At 57.5% G+C, this 16,320-nt stretch carries 17 protein-coding genes and 1 riboswitch; of the genes, 5 read left to right on the plus strand and 12 right to left on the minus strand.

The features are described 5' to 3' along the window. The first annotated feature begins 76 nt into the window (after positions 1-76). Positions 77-772: a substrate-binding periplasmic protein gene (locus tag B145_RS0122245; RefSeq protein ID WP_026259388.1), complete on the plus strand. Its 696-nt coding sequence runs from the start codon at positions 77-79 to the stop codon at positions 770-772. On the opposite strand, the gene B145_RS29170 is transcribed toward B145_RS0122245, so the two are convergent. Both B145_RS29170 and B145_RS29175 read right to left on the minus strand, forming a co-directional pair. Then, positions 769-1,167, minus strand: coding sequence for a DUF4291 family protein (locus B145_RS29170; protein WP_211209900.1), 399 nt, complete (start codon positions 1,165-1,167; stop codon positions 769-771). The two genes, B145_RS0122245 and B145_RS29170, sit on opposite strands and share 4 nt — an antisense overlap. Next, positions 1,133-1,417 carry a DUF4291 family protein gene (locus B145_RS29175; protein ID WP_211209901.1) on the minus strand — a complete coding sequence of 95 codons (285 nt, stop codon included), beginning with the start codon at positions 1,415-1,417 and terminating at the stop codon, positions 1,133-1,135. Before B145_RS29175 ends, B145_RS29170 begins: the two co-directional genes overlap by 35 nt. A gap of 241 nt (positions 1,418-1,658) precedes the next feature. Between B145_RS29175 and B145_RS27895 the strand changes: the two genes are divergently transcribed. Beyond that, a complete protein-coding gene (locus B145_RS27895) occupies positions 1,659-2,234 on the plus strand; it encodes a hypothetical protein (RefSeq protein WP_018610357.1) in 576 nt (191 codons plus the stop codon). A gap of 63 nt (positions 2,235-2,297) precedes the next feature. Here the strand turns inward: B145_RS27895 and B145_RS0122260 are convergent, their stop codons facing one another. From B145_RS0122260 to B145_RS26735, 5 genes are all read right to left on the minus strand, one after another. Then, positions 2,298-3,929 (minus strand): tetratricopeptide repeat-containing response regulator, encoded by a 1,632-nt coding sequence (locus tag B145_RS0122260; RefSeq protein ID WP_018610358.1) that lies wholly within the window; start codon positions 3,927-3,929, stop codon positions 2,298-2,300. Positions 3,930-4,168: 239 nt separating this feature from the next. Continuing rightward, positions 4,169-6,229 (minus strand): S9 family peptidase, encoded by a 2,061-nt coding sequence (locus tag B145_RS0122265; RefSeq protein ID WP_026259389.1) that lies wholly within the window; start codon positions 6,227-6,229, stop codon positions 4,169-4,171. A gap of 140 nt (positions 6,230-6,369) precedes the next feature. Then, positions 6,370-7,644, minus strand: a complete 1,275-nt coding sequence (locus B145_RS0122270) for an MFS transporter (RefSeq protein WP_018610360.1) — start codon at positions 7,642-7,644, stop codon at positions 6,370-6,372. A 366-nt stretch (positions 7,645-8,010) separates the two neighbouring features. After that, the gene (locus tag B145_RS29555; RefSeq protein WP_018610361.1) at positions 8,011-8,133 is read right to left on the minus strand and encodes a hypothetical protein; all 123 of its coding nucleotides are present in this window, start codon (positions 8,131-8,133) and stop codon (positions 8,011-8,013) included. A gap of 135 nt (positions 8,134-8,268) precedes the next feature. After that, positions 8,269-9,480: a methyl-accepting chemotaxis protein gene (locus B145_RS26735; protein WP_157288585.1), complete on the minus strand. Its 1,212-nt coding sequence runs from the start codon at positions 9,478-9,480 to the stop codon at positions 8,269-8,271. Between the two features lie 349 nt (positions 9,481-9,829). Between B145_RS26735 and motD the strand changes: the two genes are divergently transcribed. Beyond that, positions 9,830-10,720 (plus strand): flagellar motor protein MotD, encoded by an 891-nt coding sequence (gene motD / locus B145_RS26740; protein WP_018610363.1) that lies wholly within the window; start codon positions 9,830-9,832, stop codon positions 10,718-10,720. Between the two features lie 7 nt (positions 10,721-10,727). On the opposite strand, the gene B145_RS0122290 is transcribed toward motD, so the two are convergent. The 5 genes from B145_RS0122290 to B145_RS0122315 form a co-directional block, all read right to left on the minus strand. Beyond that, entirely contained in the window at positions 10,728-11,201 is a 474-nt protein-coding gene (locus B145_RS0122290) for a flagella synthesis protein FlgN (RefSeq protein WP_157288586.1), read from the minus strand. A gap of 97 nt (positions 11,202-11,298) precedes the next feature. Beyond that, the gene (flgM, locus tag B145_RS0122295; protein WP_026259390.1) at positions 11,299-11,607 is read right to left on the minus strand and encodes a flagellar biosynthesis anti-sigma factor FlgM; all 309 of its coding nucleotides are present in this window, start codon (positions 11,605-11,607) and stop codon (positions 11,299-11,301) included. Between the two features lie 270 nt (positions 11,608-11,877). Further along, entirely contained in the window at positions 11,878-12,594 is a 717-nt protein-coding gene (gene flgA, locus B145_RS26745; protein WP_018610366.1) for a flagellar basal body P-ring formation chaperone FlgA, read from the minus strand. A 59-nt stretch (positions 12,595-12,653) separates the two neighbouring features. Continuing rightward, positions 12,654-13,700, minus strand: a complete 1,047-nt coding sequence (locus B145_RS0122305) for a threonine aldolase family protein (protein ID WP_018610367.1) — start codon at positions 13,698-13,700, stop codon at positions 12,654-12,656. A gap of 100 nt (positions 13,701-13,800) precedes the next feature. Continuing rightward, positions 13,801-13,906, minus strand: a riboswitch (SAM-I-IV-variant riboswitch). Positions 13,907-14,096: 190 nt separating this feature from the next. Beyond that, complete coding sequence (locus B145_RS0122315) at positions 14,097-14,768, minus strand: tetratricopeptide repeat protein (RefSeq protein WP_018610369.1); 672 nt, start codon at positions 14,766-14,768, stop codon at positions 14,097-14,099. Between the two features lie 117 nt (positions 14,769-14,885). On the opposite strand from B145_RS0122315, the gene B145_RS26750 reads away from it, so the two are divergent. Both B145_RS26750 and dapA read left to right on the plus strand, forming a co-directional pair. Continuing rightward, positions 14,886-15,284 carry a hypothetical protein gene (locus B145_RS26750; RefSeq protein ID WP_018610370.1) on the plus strand — a complete coding sequence of 133 codons (399 nt, stop codon included), beginning with the start codon at positions 14,886-14,888 and terminating at the stop codon, positions 15,282-15,284. Positions 15,285-15,437: 153 nt separating this feature from the next. Then, a complete protein-coding gene (dapA, locus tag B145_RS0122325) occupies positions 15,438-16,316 on the plus strand; it encodes a 4-hydroxy-tetrahydrodipicolinate synthase (protein ID WP_026259391.1) in 879 nt (292 codons plus the stop codon). The last annotated feature ends 4 nt before the right edge of the window (positions 16,317-16,320 follow it).

Consider the following 16,320-nt stretch of genomic DNA (forward strand, 5'->3'; position numbering starts at 1 on the left):
TGGCCTTGCCACTTGATTGACCCCATCTATGATCGAACATGATTGCTTGATTTTGTCATGTCTCAAGGAGGTGGGTATGAAATTTTTCTTATTGCTTGTGGGGCTTGTCAGCCTGCCTGCTGTGGCGCTCAACCTTACCACGGAGGAATTCCCCCCTTACAATTTTAGTGGCGATGGGGGCAAAACGATTTCTGGTATATCGACAGAGATCGTGCGGGAAATGTTCAAGCGTGCCGATCTGCCGCTGAAAATCAGCTTGATGCCTTGGGAACGCGCTTATCAGACCGCCACGGTGGATAAGGATACTTGCGTGTATTCCACTTCACGTACAGACGCGCGGGAAAAGGTCTTCAAGTGGGTGGGGCCGATTGCGGTGAATAGCTGGGCCATATTTGCAAAGGCAGATAGTCCGATCAATGCGAAATCCCTGGATGAAATCAAGCAATACAAGGTGGGGGGCTACCGGGGGGATGCCACTGCTATCTATCTGAAGGAACAAGGCATTCAGGTAGAAGAAGGGAACAACGACGAGCAGAACGCCCGCAAACTTGCTGCGGGACGCATGGAGTTGTGGGGCGGGAGTGCTCAGACCATTCCCGGTCAGGCTAAAAAGGCAGGGGTTGCAGTCAAGCTCCTGTTTACATTTAAAGAGGCGCCGCTCTACTTGGCTTGCAATCTGGCCGTGCCGGATGCCGATATCAAGAAGCTGGGTGAAGCTCTGAAAGCAATGAAGTCTGAAGGGGTGATGGATAAGATTCTAAAGGCATATTAGATGGAGTCGGGAGGGCGTTCGACCCCTGCCGCATTCGCGGTGCTGGCATCTGCGGGTTGGTAGATGCGCTCTTGTGGTGTGAGCAGTGCGGCGAGCTTATCCGCTGATATATGTCGGCGTTGAGTATGGACAAAATCGCTAAGATCTTCGATGCTGATGATCTGCTCTGTACCATACTCGCGCAGCAGCTGGCCGCGTAGGCCTAGCTGCACGGCGCGGCGTTGCACGGGTGTGCCGTGGGGGTTGTGGTCCGGGTCCCATTGCAGGCGCACGTCAGAGTTGGCGACGGCGGCCTGCCAGGCCTCATGGCTGGGGTAGCGTGTGGCGTCAAACGTCGAGGGAACGGCCTGACGCAGCAGTTCATCGAAAAAAAAGGCGCCGTAGCCGGATGGCAAGGATGCGTTCCTGTCCGGCCTTGCTGGCCCAGCCTGCGCGGAACATCATCCACAAGAAATTGGGTTTGATCCAGCTCATGCGCGTATAGCTGAATGTGCCGCCAAAACGCTGGTGGCAAAGCGCGTAATCCGCTATGGCATCTCCATAGGCCTGATAGACGTAAATTGAATCGGCATCGAATTGTGCCAGGATGTGGTGGCCTTGCTGTGGCCAGCGTGCCAACTGTTCTTGATATTGTTCTATTAGCATGCACCTAGACTCGCATGGCAAGGTCGCGGATGTCAACAGGTGCCTGGCATCCTATATGTTCCCCAGGTATGGTCTTGATCGTTCACGTGCTGCACATGGGGCTAGCTATTGGGGATCTCACGCTCTGTCTGGAAGGGCAAAATCGGAGGAGCGAGGTGCGGAACAGCATATCTTTCTAAAAAACTGTGCGCGGCATTGTTGCGGGAAAATGTTCGTGTCAATCTAATGGAGGGATTGGGTCATGGTGAAACTGCGGTCCGGGCTGGTGTTTATGCTTTTGTGCTTGAGTGGCTGCCAGACGGTTTATCAGGGGGGAGCCCCCTCGCTTCTGGGGACGGATGGTGTGCCGTGTGATGGGCAAGTCGCGGCGCCCGCCGGGTGGCGTGAGGTAAATGATGACGCCTTGCTCAAGATGGCGTTGGGCGCTACAGATAAAGGGGGAATCTGTGCAGGCAAGGTTTTTGAGGCCACCCAAGCGACCCGCGTGTATCGGGTATGGGATTCCCGCTATGCCACCTCCCGCCTTGGAAAGTGGTGGGCCTTGGATCAGCCGGAAAGCCCGCGCGAGGCTTACCGCGCCAATTATGCCATCTGCCCGGATTGGAGTGCGCTGGACGAAGAGACCGCATGCATGCTCCAACCCGGTAGCCGCATCGTGTTGGGAACCACCCAGAGCGCCAGCTGTGGCAGCTTTATCTACCCGAAAACCGCTTGGCTACAAGTGTATGTCAATCCGCAAGGTGCATCGGTGGAAAGTATGCTGAACGCCTGTGATGCTGATCAGTCTTGGCCTGTGGCTGGGACGGCCGGGAAATAAGGGAAAAGCGAGGGAGGGGCCTTGGATTTGAATGTGTATCCGGGATGAGTTGAGTGCGGATGTTCAGCGTATCTGCTCTGGCCGCACGCCGTTTTTCTTCATCAGGGCATGGAAGAAGTTGACCATCACGGAAAGGCGTTCGTTGCCAGGGTCTTGACGTTTGACTCGTTCGATGAAGTCTTTGGCATTACGGGCGAAATGTTCGTTCCAGCCATTATGCTCGATGTGTTTGAGCAGGGCGAGTGAGGCGTTGAAAAGTACCTGGGTGTTGCCCGGCAGGCGTTCCACTGCTTGCAGCATCTGGCGTACCGAGCCGTCGAAGTCGCCACTTTGCGCCAGCTGTGCGCCTTCGGTCATGATGCTGCGTACTTCGGTGCGTACACGTTGGGCGAGGTTTTCGCCCAGTTCCGGGCGGCCCAGGTCAGCAAGCATATTCTTGATGGATTCGACAGCGTGGTCGTCGGCCGCGTGCCGCATGATGTCCATGATGACACCTGCGGCCTTGTCGTCCTGCTTGTTTTCGATGCAGATTCGCGCTAGCTCTTTCTTAAGTTGGAGCGAAGCTCCCAGGCGTGGATCGTTGAAGCGTAGTGCTTCACTCAGGGCCGCATTGGCGGCTTCGGTGTCGCCGGTCTTGGTCGCTACCATGGCGCTTGAAATGGCCTTGCAGAGTGCTGCCTTGGGTTGGTTGTCCATGCCGCGGTCCAGGTCGCGCAGCGTGTTATTGGCCGCTGCCACGTCACCCATGCCGAGTTGGGCACGCACCAGCGATACGTGATCTTCCGGGTCGCGGAAATCGGAGTATTTGCCTTTGCGTACCACTTCGCCCAGGGTTTTGGTGGCTGTTTCCATGTCGCCCACCTCGGTGGCGACTTCGCCTAGCTTGCGCAGGCGGCGCACGGTGTGGGGGGAAACGCGCACGGCTTCCTGCAGGGTTTCCTTGGCTTCTTCGAGGCGACCTGTGGCTTCGCGGGTTTTGGCGAGCCAGTCGTAGGCATCCAGATATTGGTTGTTTTCAGCCACCAGGGCCTGCAGTTGTTCTTCTGCCTCGCCGAAAGACCTTTGCATATACAGCGTTTTTGCGAGCCCTAGTTTGGCCCAGGGCACGGCCTTGGTTTCAACCACTAACTGGTAGACCTGCTGGGCTTCGTCAGCCTGCCCAGCAGCGATATGGAGTTCGGCCCGCAGCCGCAGGAAGTCGATGAGGTGTTGCGGATGTTCGGTCTCCCCCAGGCGGCAGGCATCAATTGCTTCGAGCGTGGAGCCTGCTTCGATGAGTTTGTAGGTGGGGAGGAAAGCGTCGCGCTTTTCCAGCGCCCGCGATAGTCTCCCCAGCAGCTTGTCGGATGAAAAAGGTTTGAGGATGTAGTCATTGGGCGCGAGTTCGGCAGCACTGACGACCCTTTCATATTGGCTCTCGCCGGTGATCATCAGAAACAACGTGGTCAGCGGAATCAGGTGATGCTGGCGCAGGTCTTCAAGCAGGTGTTGTCCATCCTGGCCTTCGCCAAGATGGTATTCGCATAAGATGATGTCGTAATTGTTCTCGCGCAGCTTGCGCGTGGCGACCCCGGCTGCAACGGCCAGGCCTACCTTGGATATGCCGCATAGGGCCAGCATGTTGCGAATCTGGGTACGCATACCGGCGTTGGATTCGACAATCAGTACGGTGATGTCTTCAATCTTTTGCGGCATGGCTTCCTGTGGTTCCGTTGGATGGCGGACGCCATGCCTGGGTCAATTCGCCCCATGCTCAGTGGGCATATTGATTCGGCAATGGTATCGGCAAAGGCATCTGTGTTGGTATGCGCCCTGTGGCCGGGGCTGTTTTTCCCCGTGTTCTCGTAGTGTGCTACGGCAGGCGGCCCTGATTCTTTAGGATCAGGGCCTGTATTGCTACAAATTAGCTGCCTGTCGACACATTTGTCACCTTGTTATGCGCCTGTGGGCAGGCGTGTCAGCGCAAAGGCCAATTGGCGGGCACGCTCATGCAGTGTGTCGTAGCGGCCCGAAGCTCCACCATGTCCGGCGCTCATGTTGGTGAAGAGCAGCACAGGATGTGGATCAGTTTTCACTTCCCGCAGGCGGGCAACGTATTTGGCAGGCTCCCAGGCCATGACCTGACTGTCGTGCAGGCCAGCCTCCACCAGCAGGGGCGGGTAGGGGCGTGGTGCGAGGTTGTCGTAGGGGGAATAGGCTTGCATACGCAGAAAATCCCGCTTGTGGCGTGGATCGCCCCATTCTTCGTACTCGCCAATGGTCAGTGGCAGATCGGGGTCGAGCATGGTGGTGAGTACATCCACAAAGGGGACTTCAAGGATCGCCGCACCAAAAAGTTCGGGGCGGCGGTTGAGCACTGCACCGATCAGTAATCCGCCCGCACTGCCACCTTGGGCAAGGATGCGTCCGGCACGGGTGAAGCCTTGGGCGATAAGGGTTTCGGCGCAGGCAATGTAGTCGCCGAAGCTGTTTTCCTTGTGCTCCAGGCGGCCATCATCATGCCAACGCTGGCCCAGTTCGCCACCACCACGCACATGGGCAATCGCAAAGACCCAGCCCCGATCCAGCAGGCTGAGCCGTGTGCTGGAAAACCATGGGTCGCTGGCCATGCCGTAGGCGCCATAGCCGTCCAGCCATACGGGGGCATTGCCATTGCGGGCGATATCTGTGCGGTAGACCAGGGAGATGGGGATCTGTGTACCGTCGGCTGCCAGGGCATGGAGACGCTCTGAGCGGTAGTGGGTTGGGTCGAAGTCGCCCAATACGGGTTGGCGTCGCAGCAGGGTACTGACCTGGGTGATGGGGTCGTAATCGTAGATGGAATCCGGCGTCGTCATCGACTCGTAGGTGTAGCGCAGAGAGGGCGTTTCCCACTCTGGCAGGTCTTCCAGATCAACCATGAAGGTGGGATCATCAAAGCTGAGGCAATGGTTGTGGCCATCGGCCAGACGGGCGACGGCCAGCCGTGGCACTCCGTCGATCCGCTCGCTGGTCACACGCCAGTCACGGTAGATGTCGACCCCTTCAAGGATGACGTCGTCACGATGAGGAATCACTTCCTGCCAAGTATCAAAGCCGCCCCCTTGTTTGAGTGGCACATGCACGAGGCGAAAGTTTGGCCCCGTATCGTTGACGCGTAGCAGCAGGTGGTCTGAGTGGTGATCGACTTCATATTCGATCCCCGCGCGGCGCCTGCATACGATCCGCCAGCGCCCCTCGGGTCGGTCGGCGGGCAGGATGCGTGCTTCCGAGGTGGTGTGGCTGGAGGAATTGGCCACGATATACCCCAGGCTGCGGGTTTTGAAGACGAGCAGGTTGAAGCGCTCGTCATGCTCTTCAAAGAGTTGGGTGTCTTGCCCTTCAAAGAGGCGTAGGCGCCATAATTTGTTGGCGCGGTGGGTTTTGGGGTCTTCGCTGACGTAGAAGAGCGTCATGTCGTCTTCGGCCCAGCACAGGCTGGTGACACCCCGGCGACGTTGGCTCAGTGTTTTGCCGGTGAAAAGATCGCGCAGCCGCAGCGTGTATTCGCGCTGCCCACGCGTGTCTTCCGTCCAGGCCAGGTAGCGCCCGGAGGGGCTGACCTCGTAATCGCCTACCTCGTAGAAGGGTTTGCCATGTGCTTGCAGGTTCTCGTTGAGCAAGACTTCTTCCGCTGAGGATTCCCAACCCACGTCTGTAATGCGCTTGCGGCAATGGATGGCGTACTGCGCACCTTGCTCGGTACGGCTGTAATACATCCATGCACCAAAGCGCACCGGTACGGACAGATCCACTTCCTGGATGCGTGCGAGCATTTCGGCATAGAGTTGTTCCTGCAGGGGGAGGGTTTCGGCCATTACGGCTGTGGCGAAAGCATTTTCCGCCTCCAGATGGGCGAGCATGTCAGCCGAGTGGAGCTTGTGCATCCACAGGTAGGGGTCTTCACGGCGGATGCCATGGTGGCAGAGCGTGGCCGGGTGTTGGGCGGGGGCAGGAGGGCGTAGAACGTCAGGCATGTGAGAGGACTGGGTGAGCTGATGCTGAAAGGAAGTGATCATTCTTTGATTGTGGAAGGCACTCCCCGAGGGGAGTGCCGAGGTGTGGATCACGCTATGCGTATGATCCTGTTGGACTGGATCGTAACAGCTTCTCCTGCTTACGCGTTGGCGACGCCGAGTGTTTTTGGCGCCTCCAGCCGTGGCATGCGCCACGCGGCCATGATGGTCAGGCTGATCCCCAGCGCGGCCAGGGCCAACAGTGTACGCTGTATCCCAACCGAATCCCCCATATGCCCCGCCAGACTTGCCCCGAAGGGTGCTGCCGTAACGCTGACGCAACGCATGGTGGCGATCATCCGCCCGAGCATTGCATCAGGCGTGACCTGCTGACGCAAACTCAGATAAGGCACGACGTAGAGCGTAGCACCGGCATCAATGATCCACATGGCACCGCCTGCCAACAGGGTCCGATAGACGGACTGGGCAGGTACGCACGCGTAGGCCGCATAGCCCAGTGCGCTGAGGAGGTAGCCTGCCAGGATCAAGTGGCGTGCCCCAAAACGCTTTTCCAGGCGTGGCGCAATTGAAGCGCTGAGCAGAGCACCCACGGCCCCGCAGGTGTTGACCACGGCCAGGCCATGCGCGTCCAGCTCCAGATCATGGCTGGCAAACAGCACATAGAGCGCACGGAAGCCATCAAACAGCGCGACCCAGAAGATTGCACCAATCGCCAAGGCGCGTAGCGTCGGGCTTTCCCACACGAAGGCCAGCCCCAGCCGGATGTCCGTCCAGAAGGCTTGCTTTTCCCCGTTTTGGGCAGGCAGATCATCGCGTTTGATCGACAGGAGCAGGCCAAAGGAAACCACGAAGCATATGGCATCGCAGGCGATGGCAAGGGGTGCGCCGACAGCGGCCACGATCACGGCGGCCAATGGCGGACCCAGAATGCCCGCAATCGATGAGGCTGCCTGAAGCTTGCCAATGCCTTCGACAAGGTGCTCTTTGCCCACCAATTGATTGACGTACACCTGCATGGCGGTGCCACCAATGGCGTAACCACAGCCGATTACAAAGCCAACCCCCATGATGAGTGAGAAGTTCAGCACACCCAGAAGGTATGCTATAGGAATTGACATTAATGCCAACGCACTGATGATTTCAAACAGGCTGGCGAGCTGTTTTTTGCGTGAGCGGTCGATCCATACCCCGGCAGGTAGCGAAAACAGGGCAAAAGGCGCGAGTTCTGCAGCAGTCAGCCAGCCCATTTTGGTGGCGTTGGCGTGCAGCAGATCGATTGCCGTCAGGGGCAGGGCCATCTGGGATACCGTGCCGCCCAAAGTTGTCAGGGTATTGCTGGTAAAAAGTTTCATGTAATCGGCATTGCGCCAGAGCGGACTGTTGGCGGTGAATGTTTTGAGTGCTTTTCTCAACATAACGGGCTCCTGGATGCCGGATTCCGGCAGATAAAAGAGCACCTCGTGAAATGACAAATGTATTTATCTGAGGCGCAAAATGAGCAATGTGGCCCGGTACACAGCAAATGGTGTGCCAGTGGCCTGCAAGGCTCGATTAGAGTGAAGGGTTCAAAAGCTGACCAAGGTCAGAAGCAATTCCGGCATGCGATCAGACAGATGGAGCGAAAAGATCCGTTTGGACCGATATCAGTCCGGTGGGGATTGGATTCCCCGGAATCTGTCTATGATCTTGCTGCGATAGCGCTGATTGGTAGTCGAGGGGCCTGCATGTGCGAGAGCACTATTTTGCAGCGACCCACGTGCGACGGATCACCAAACAGCTTCTCAGGCGTGCCGTATTCCTGCCACCGGATGTGGGTGTGCAGAAGTGGATTGGAATGCTCCGCCACCCACGATGCCAGCCTGTGCGCCGAAATTGGTGCCAAAGGTCGTCATATTGGTGCGCATGGAACACTCCTTGTGGGAAAGTGCGTCAGGATATGACGCATGGCCATTCTGAAGCAGAATGCCACATGCGTCAAGCCGATGCCACCCATTGAGGATGACATCGGCTTGTTTGTGGTGGAGGCTGTTAGATGCTTCTCAGAGCTTGAAGGCAGATACGGCGCTATTCATCTGCCCGGAGAAGGCATGCAGTTTTTCTGCAGACAGGCTCATGCTGGTGACGGCGTTGTTGTTGTTTTCCACCATCTTGGCGATGCGGGCGATGTTTGCGGCAATTTCGGCATTTGAGCGGTTTTGCTCACGTACCGCCTCTGCAATCTGGTCCAGTTCATCCGTGGCGTGGGCCACGGCCTCATTGGCTGAAGCCAGCGCGGACACGGTGTCATCCATGCCGGAGCGGCTGTTGTGGATGGCGCTCAGACCACTCTCCACTGCTGATTCCAGATCAGCCGATTGTGCATTCAGGGTATTGGTGATGGCGTCGATTTCCGAGGCGGACTGGCCGGATTTTTCCGCCAGCTTGCGCACTTCGTCGGCCACTACGGCGAAACCACGACCGGCTTCGCCCGCGCGGGCGGCTTCAATCGCGGCGTTCAAGGCCAGCAGGTTAGTCTGGTCGGCAATTTCGCGCACTTGACGGGTGATGCTGCGGATGCGCTGCATACTGGTGACGGATTCCTGCGAGGCAGAGGCCACACGCTGGATGAGTTGGGCGGCTTCATCCACCACGCGCTTGACCTCGTCGAGTTTGTCCTGCACCTCACGGGATTTATCCAGGCTGTCGTGCGAGAGGCGGTTGGCGTTTTCCGCATTTTCGGTAATGGTCTGCATGGATTGGCTCAGCGCTTCCATGGATGAAGCAGTTGAGGAAGCAGCCTCGGATTGCTCAAAGGAAGAATCAGACACCTTGGCGGCATCATCAGCCACGGCATCTACCCCCTGGCGGAGCGTGACGGCACCATCACGAATCTTGCGGACCAGATTCCCCAGATCCTTACGGATCTGTTCGCCTGAGCGGGCAAGGTTGCCAAATTCCTCGCAATACACATCTTGGATAGGGTGGGCAAAATTGCCAGCCGCAAGGTTGCTCAAATCCGTTTTGAGGTGCCGAACATGCACGACCAGGTGCCGATGCAGAAATAGCATGAATGCCGAGAAGCTAAGCCCGCAGATGATGATCACGGCGATGAGGCAGATGGTAAGGGTAGAATCTGCATTGCTGACAATGGATTTTGCTTGCGATGACAAGCCCCCCGCCTGCTTGCCCAGTTCTGCGCTCAACGCTGATACTGCATTGATCTCAGCCTGTAGGCTGAAAAACACAGCCACCAGCAAAATGGCTGTACTCACGCCGCAAAGCAGAAGGAGTTGATACCGCATACTGTGGAAAAGCTTAGAAAACATGGTGTGCCCTTTGACTCATATCGCAATTACCGGTTCAGAGCGTCATGCTGCTGGACGGGTGTAAGCTGAAGTGATCCAGTCTCTGAATGGAGTGAAGTCGATTATGCATATTTTGGTAAGGTCGAATCATCCACCTGCCGTAAGCAGGCAACAGAATGATCAACCGAAGTAGTTTACCTGTTTTTCGCACTTTGCCTGTGGTCTTTTGCCTCGTTTGGTGATGGAGTCAAGAGCAGAGGTTATTTGCCGTTAATGGAATCAGGGAATCTACTCACAAGGGAAAGGGCTGCGGTCCATGGCGCGTCGCAAACACGAAGAAGAACACGAGAATCACGAGCGCTGGATGGTGTCTTATGCTGACTTTATCACCTTGCTGTTTGCATTCTTTGTGGTGATGTATGCCATCAGCTCGGTCAATGAAGGCAAGTACCGCGTGCTTTCTGATTCTCTGGTGCAAGCCTTTCGCAGCACGACTGACCAGCGTGGCACCGTGCTCGCCACCACGACAGTAACCACCGGGCGCCCTCTGCCGAGCGTTGTAGCCGCACAGCCGCAAAAAGTAGCGCCAGAGGTGGAAGCCAAGCGTAAGGCCTATCGCGACAAGATGCGCAACATGGCCGAAGACATCATGCGTGTGCTCGCTCCGCTGGTGCAGGGCGGGCAGGTGAGGGTGACTGAAGGCGTCAATGGTATTTCCATCGAAATCAACGCCAGCGCCTTGTTCAACCCCGGTGAGGCCGTGCTGGGACAAGATGCCGCGCGTGCCTTGCGCGCTGTGGCAGAGGTGATTGCCGCAGGCGATTTTCCGATCAAGGTGGAAGGGCATACCGATAATGTTCCCATCAGCACAGCACTGTTCCCGTCCAACTGGGAGCTTTCGGCATCGCGTGCCTCGTCGGTGGTGCGTCTGTTCGTGGATGCAGGTGTGGAACCCAGTCGGCTAACGGCTGCCGGTTATGCCGATCAGCGTCCGGTGGCCTCCAATGCCACGCCAGAGAATCGGGCCCGCAATCGCCGGGTGACCATTCTGGTGGAATCCATGGCACCTGAAGTCAGCGCGCTTCCCGCTCAGACGACTACAGTGTCTTCACCGCCGCCGAGTACGGAAATGCGTAATGTGGATGGGGCCTTGGGAACGCCAGAGAACATCCGCCTGGTGCCGGGCGTGGCTGCCAGCAGCCCGTGATGGGGGGCTAGACGCTGCCTAAATGGCGTGAACCCAGGCGAGGGCGCGAGGCACCATCGGGGCCGTAAGTCATGGGCTGGTCGCTATGGGCCAATAGTACGGCAAGCGCCTGATGGTTGGAGGCCAAGCGCTGGGTGACGGCCTTGCCGTTGTTTTCGTTCAGGAGCTTGGCTTGGGCGGCGCGGTTCAGATAGGTGTTCCAGATTTCGGCGTGTTGCCCGGCCAGCAAGGCCTGAATACCTGCGCGGCTGTGGGGCTTGCCCGCCTGGGCCAAAACAGTGATCCGGCTGTCCGCCAGACGTTGCAGCTGGAAGGCGATATCGGATTTCTTTTTGGCCAGATCGAAGAGGGGCTCAACGTTCTCATGGCCCAGCACGGTGCGTTCTTCTTCCAGCACCGCAATAAAGCCGTCCAGCAGTTGGGTTTCCGTGACCAGCAGGGTGGCAAAGCGTTGGCGCAGCGCGTTCAGGTCTGTGGGCACCTTGAAGAACTCCATTCAATGGCAATACCGGTTCAAGAAAACCCTGCGGATGGCGCAGGCTGCGCGGCCCCGGTATTGGTAAAGCGCCCCGATATTGTTACACCGAACGCGGCTGTGCCGCCAGCATCTGACGCACGCTGCTGATCAGCCCGTCAGCCACCTTCTCGGAATTGACCTGGAACTGCCCTTGGCTGATGGCCTGCTTGATCTCATCCACCCGACCACTATCCACCACGGGAGTATCGGCGACAGCCTGTTCAAGCTGTTGCATCCGCCCGGACAGAGAGGAAATCTCTACCTTGGTATCGCTGGGCGTTGAGGACGTAGAGGTGCTTGGTCGAGTCGAACGAGTTTTCGACTCCCCAGTTACTGTATTGGTCGTTTTGACCGAATTATCGATTTTCATGGCGTTTCCCTTTGTCTCAAGGCTTTTGCAACGTCGTTTTATGGACGCTACAGCTTGCTTAACGGTGAGGAGAGGGAAAACTTTAGGTGTTTATGCCCATTCTGACGACCGGCAGGTCAAGATCAGAGAGCCCGCAACCACGTTCCTGCTCTATCCTATGTTCCTACTATATCAGAGACTTGCAGCATGTTGTAGGCGTGTGGGGGTGTAGATCTGTGACGCCTGATCGGGCAGGCAGACGGCTATGTGAGAACAAGGGGGCAGGGACGGTCAGAGACGGGTCTCAATCAAGCCTTTGTCGCGGACCACGCCGCTGATGATCTGGCCATTTTGCAGCCGCACCCGGATTGTGTCGCCCTTGGCGCCGGAGTCGATGGCGGTGCCCATGTTGCCTACGCTGAAGCCCTGGCCTTCAACCATGACTTTGACATCCTGCCCCGCTTGCACAAGGGTTTCCAGGCGCAGTTGAGACAGGCGCACCGGGTGCTCGGTAATGATGAAACCCCGTGTGACACGGCCTACCGCCTGTTGCGGGTCCAAGACTAGATCAGGCGCCTGGGTGGTCAGCTCACCCTCCACGATGCGCAGATCCGCTTCTCCAATCGTTTGGCCGGGGGAAAGCGCATGGGTGGCGACCACATATCGGCCATCAATTCGAACCCGCACGGGCACGTAGAAGTTGCCTGTCACGCCCTGTGTGCAACGAACGTTGACGGAGATTTTCCCCCAGGCGCGGGTACCCGCAGGCAAGGTGGCAGCCCAGTCCGTGCAGGTCTGGTAGCGTGGGTTCAGAACAAATTCGCCAATTTCAAAGCTTGCCTGCCCTGGTACATTGACAGTTTGCCCTTGCAAGGTTTTTTCAATGACAGCCTTGATCGCAGGTATCCCCTGGCCCTGGGCCAGCATGGGGAGCATGGCACACAGGGCAGAGATGAGCAGACTGCGCAAGGTGCGGTGGGTAGAGACAAAGATTAGCAAGGCAGGCATTAAGGGATGGATGAGTCCGCATTCTAGCCCGGATCATCTCTCCCCGTGCAGGCACAAACTCAGGCAGGGTGTGCCGGGGCTGACGCGTGAAAGTCTGCGACCAACTGATCGATGTATTGCCGGTCAGCATCCCAGGCGAACATGAAGCGGTGAGAGCCGCCAATGAAGTTGTAGAACAGCCAGCCTTTGGCATGCAGGGCTTCGCTCAATGCCTCTGGCATGCGCACGAAAACTGAATTAGCCTGCACCGGAAAAGCCAGACGCACGTCCGGCACCTCGGCAATCCGCTCGGCAAAGTAACGCGCACAAGCGTTGCCGTGCGTAGCGTTGCTTAACCAGGCACCACTTTCCAGCATACCGACCCAGGGGGCGGAGAGATAACGCATCTTGGAGGCCAATTGCCCCGCCTGTTTGCAGCGGTAATCAAAATCCTGTGCCAGATCACGGTTGAAGAACAGGATTGCTTCGCCTACGGCCATGCCGTTCTTGGTGCCGCCAAAGCAGAGCACATCCACGCCCGCGCGCCAGCTCATGTCTGCTGGGCTGCATCCAAGGCTGGCACAGGCATTGGCAAAACGGGCACCATCCATGTGCAGGCGCAGCCCCAGTTCCCGGCATACAGCGGAAATGGCGCGGATTTCGTCCAGGCTGTACACCTGCCCGGTTTCGGTCGGCTGGGTGATGGTGACGACACGGGGTTTGGGGAAGTGGATATCCGTGCGGGCGGTGGCGATATGGCGAATGGATTCCGGGGTCAGCTTACCGCCATAGGTGGGAACCGCCAGCAGCTTGGAGCCGTTGGAGAAAAATTCCGGCGCGCCGCATTCATCCGTTTCCACATGGGAGGAATCCGCGCAGATCACACCGTGGTAAGACTGGCCCAGCGAGGCCAGCGCCAAGGAATTGGCAGCTGTGCCATTGAAGGCGAAGAACACTTCGCAATTGGTAGCGAACAGGCTACGGAAGGCATCGGCGGCGCGTGCCGTCCACGGGTCGTCGCCATAAGCGGGCACATGCCCTGTGTTCGCTTCCTGCATGGAGGCCCAAGCCTGCGGGCAGACACCTGAATAATTATCACTGGCGAATTGCTGGGGCTGGAAAGGCATGGTCGTAGGCACTCCTTCAATACAGGAGTCTGCGATGAGGCATAGGGGAAGAATTCAGGCAGACTCCCAGTTGCAAAAAACCAAGAGTCTTATTGCGTTGGCAGCGTCCGGTTTTTGCCGTGAGGCCACATCCCCCCTTGTAGGGAGCACCACCTTGCGCGGAGGCAGGTTGGTGTTGAGCAAGCGCTCAACTCTTGATGGATGGTGCCAGTATATCCAAATTCTTTGCGTGGAGGTATAGCGCTTATGTGGCTCATGCGGTTGAAGTGGGCGAGGGTTTTGATCTTTCCACCTCTGTTATGATGTTGGAGTATGATTAATGTATATTTGCGCTTGTATAGCAAGCGTTTCCTTGTGGAGATGGGTGGGCTGTGCCTTGATCTTCATGGCTTTGATCTACGGCAGCGCGTTGCAGTTGGCCTCTGCATTCCACTTGCCAAAGCGGGCAGGGCGGTTGGCTTTGTAGAGTTTGAGACGGCTGCGGAATTCCCGCACGACATAGGTGGGGGCTTTGTCTTCGCCCTCTAAAGCCTGCAGCCCATCCAATGCCTGTTGCTGGAGTTGGGCCGCCTCGGTAAAGCGCCCCAGGCGGGCCAGTGCGGCGGCCAGCGTGTCCTGATGGAAGGGGCTGCCATCTTGTGCAGCTTCCTGTGCGTACTCCAGCGCCACGGTCAGATCGCGGTGAAAATCCGCCTGTTCGCAGGCAGCGTGAATCCAGGCAATCTCGTTCTTGGCGCTGAGTACAATCTCTTGGCTGTTGGGGTTGTTGCTGGGCAGTGCTGCGGCCGCGAACAACTCCAGTGCCTTGTTGCAGTCAAACGGCACTCCCCGTGCACAGACGTGATAGTTGGCAAGCGTAAACTGCGCCTCATGATTGCCTGCATCGGCATAACGCACCAATTCAGGGTAGGCTTTGGTGTACTGGCGCTTGTTCAGTTGCGCGGTAATCGAGTCCGGCAGTGGCTCGCTCCGCGATATCTGGGCTGCCACGGGCCCGCAGGTGAAGATGCCAAGCATCAGAACGGCCAAGCTGCGGGTAAGAAGAGATGGGTCAAGGCGTTGGCTCATGGGGCATCCAGAAAAAATGGCAAAGTGCGCCAAACAAAATTGTTAATTATCTTTGCAGTTGTTACAACTTTGAAACAAGGGTTGGCCCTGATGAGCAATCGTTTGGAGTGCTTGCGGATGAAAATAATCAAGATGGCCGCCATATTGGCAACAGTGTCTTTGATCATGGGGGTTGCCCAGGCGGGCGAGGTGTGCCCCATCACGCATAGCCCTGTGCAGAGCGAAGATCAGGCGTTGGATCTGGCTATCAAGGTTACCAAGGCGTTCAAACTTACCACGATTCCTGTTGAGCACTGCCTGCATTTTTATGTTGATCAGAGCACGGACAAGGCGGGCGGCTACGTGGTGACTGTGCGCGAGAATCATAACCAGGAGTGCGGGGGAGACCCGGATACCGAGCCCCGCGTGTTTGATCTGGAAATCAAACCCGATGGGCAGGTGGCAACCGACGCCTTCCCCATTACGGGTGATGGGACAAGCATGCGTAGGCTGCATTGCTGGAGCAGCAAGCGTTAAGGTTTCTTGGTGCTATGAACGCGTGCCTGGCCCTGGGGCTTGCTGCGGGCAGCAAGATTTCACCATAATCCCGATTTACGTACAGAAGCACGCGTCTTGTGCGTGGCTTCGGTTACAATCTTCTCCTTTCTCGTTCACAGCTTTGGCCCAAGCATGATCACCGGTTCTCTCGTCGCACTTGTGACGCCCATGGATGAAGAGGGGCGCATCGATTTTCCGCGTTTTCGTTCGCTGATTGATTTCCACCTCAAAGAAGGAACCGACGGTCTGGTGATCGTGGGGACCACTGGGGAATCGCCCACTGTGCCAGTTGAGGAGCACTGCGAGCTGATCCGCGTGGCCGTTGAGCACAGCGCCGGGCGTGTGCCGGTGATTGCCGGTACAGGCGGCAACTCTACTGCCGAGGCGATTGAACTGACCCGCTTTGCCAAATCGGTGGGTGCCACGGCCGGGCTGTCTGTGGTGCCTTACTACAACAAGCCGACCCAGGAAGGCATGTACCGCCACTTCAAGTCTGTTGCTGAAGCGGTGGATCTGCCAGTGATTCTGTACAACGTGCCCGGGCGCACCATAGCTGACTTGCAGAACGACACCGCGCTGCGTCTGGCCCAGGTGCCCGGCATTGTTGGCATCAAGGATGCCACGGGCAATATCGAACGCATTACCGATCTGGCCATGCGTGCCCCGGCAGGCTTTGGCCTGTACAGCGGGGACGACATGAGTTCGATGGCGTTCATGATGATCGGCGGGCATGGCGTGATCTCGGTGACGGCCAACGTTGCGCCGCGCCTGATGCATGAACTGTGTGTCGCCTGCCGCGAAGGGAACTTAATCCGTGCCAACGAGATCAATCGCAAGCTGTTCCTGCTCAACCGGGATTTGTTCTGCGAGGCCAATCCGATTCCGGTCAAGTGGGCAGTTGAACAGATGGGCTTGATCGGCCCGGGGATCCGCTTGCCGCTGACCCCCTTGTCCGAAGGGCTCCATGAACGTGTGCGTCGCGCCCTGCATGCAGCAGGTCTTCAGTCTTAAGGAA

The organism is Uliginosibacterium gangwonense DSM 18521 (assembly GCF_000373965.1).
GTDB lineage: Bacteria > Pseudomonadota > Gammaproteobacteria > Burkholderiales > Rhodocyclaceae > Uliginosibacterium > Uliginosibacterium gangwonense.

What these genes read in the sequence shown, in the direction of transcription:
- B145_RS0122245 (WP_026259388.1), top strand. Translation starts at nt 77, where the DNA reads ATGAAATTTTTCTTATTGCTTGTGGGGCTTGTCAGCCTGCCTGCTGTG.
- B145_RS29175 (WP_211209901.1), bottom strand. Translation starts at nt 1,417, where the DNA reads ATGCTAATAGAACAATATCAAGAACAGTTGGCACGCTGGCCACAGCAA.
- B145_RS27895 (WP_018610357.1), top strand. Translation starts at nt 1,659, where the DNA reads ATGGTGAAACTGCGGTCCGGGCTGGTGTTTATGCTTTTGTGCTTGAGT.
- B145_RS0122260 (WP_018610358.1), bottom strand. Translation starts at nt 3,929, where the DNA reads ATGCCGCAAAAGATTGAAGACATCACCGTACTGATTGTCGAATCCAAC.
- B145_RS0122265 (WP_026259389.1), bottom strand. Translation starts at nt 6,229, where the DNA reads ATGCCTGACGTTCTACGCCCTCCTGCCCCCGCCCAACACCCGGCCACG.
- B145_RS0122270 (WP_018610360.1), bottom strand. Translation starts at nt 7,644, where the DNA reads ATGTTGAGAAAAGCACTCAAAACATTCACCGCCAACAGTCCGCTCTGG.
- B145_RS29555 (WP_018610361.1), bottom strand. Translation starts at nt 8,133, where the DNA reads ATGCGCACCAATATGACGACCTTTGGCACCAATTTCGGCGCACAGGCT.
- motD (WP_018610363.1), top strand. Translation starts at nt 9,830, where the DNA reads ATGGCGCGTCGCAAACACGAAGAAGAACACGAGAATCACGAGCGCTGG.
- flgM (WP_026259390.1), bottom strand. Translation starts at nt 11,607, where the DNA reads ATGAAAATCGATAATTCGGTCAAAACGACCAATACAGTAACTGGGGAG.
- flgA (WP_018610366.1), bottom strand. Translation starts at nt 12,594, where the DNA reads ATGCCTGCCTTGCTAATCTTTGTCTCTACCCACCGCACCTTGCGCAGT.
- B145_RS0122305 (WP_018610367.1), bottom strand. Translation starts at nt 13,700, where the DNA reads ATGCCTTTCCAGCCCCAGCAATTCGCCAGTGATAATTATTCAGGTGTC.
- B145_RS0122315 (WP_018610369.1), bottom strand. Translation starts at nt 14,768, where the DNA reads ATGAGCCAACGCCTTGACCCATCTCTTCTTACCCGCAGCTTGGCCGTT.
- B145_RS26750 (WP_018610370.1), top strand. Translation starts at nt 14,886, where the DNA reads ATGAAAATAATCAAGATGGCCGCCATATTGGCAACAGTGTCTTTGATC.
- dapA (WP_026259391.1), top strand. Translation starts at nt 15,438, where the DNA reads ATGATCACCGGTTCTCTCGTCGCACTTGTGACGCCCATGGATGAAGAG.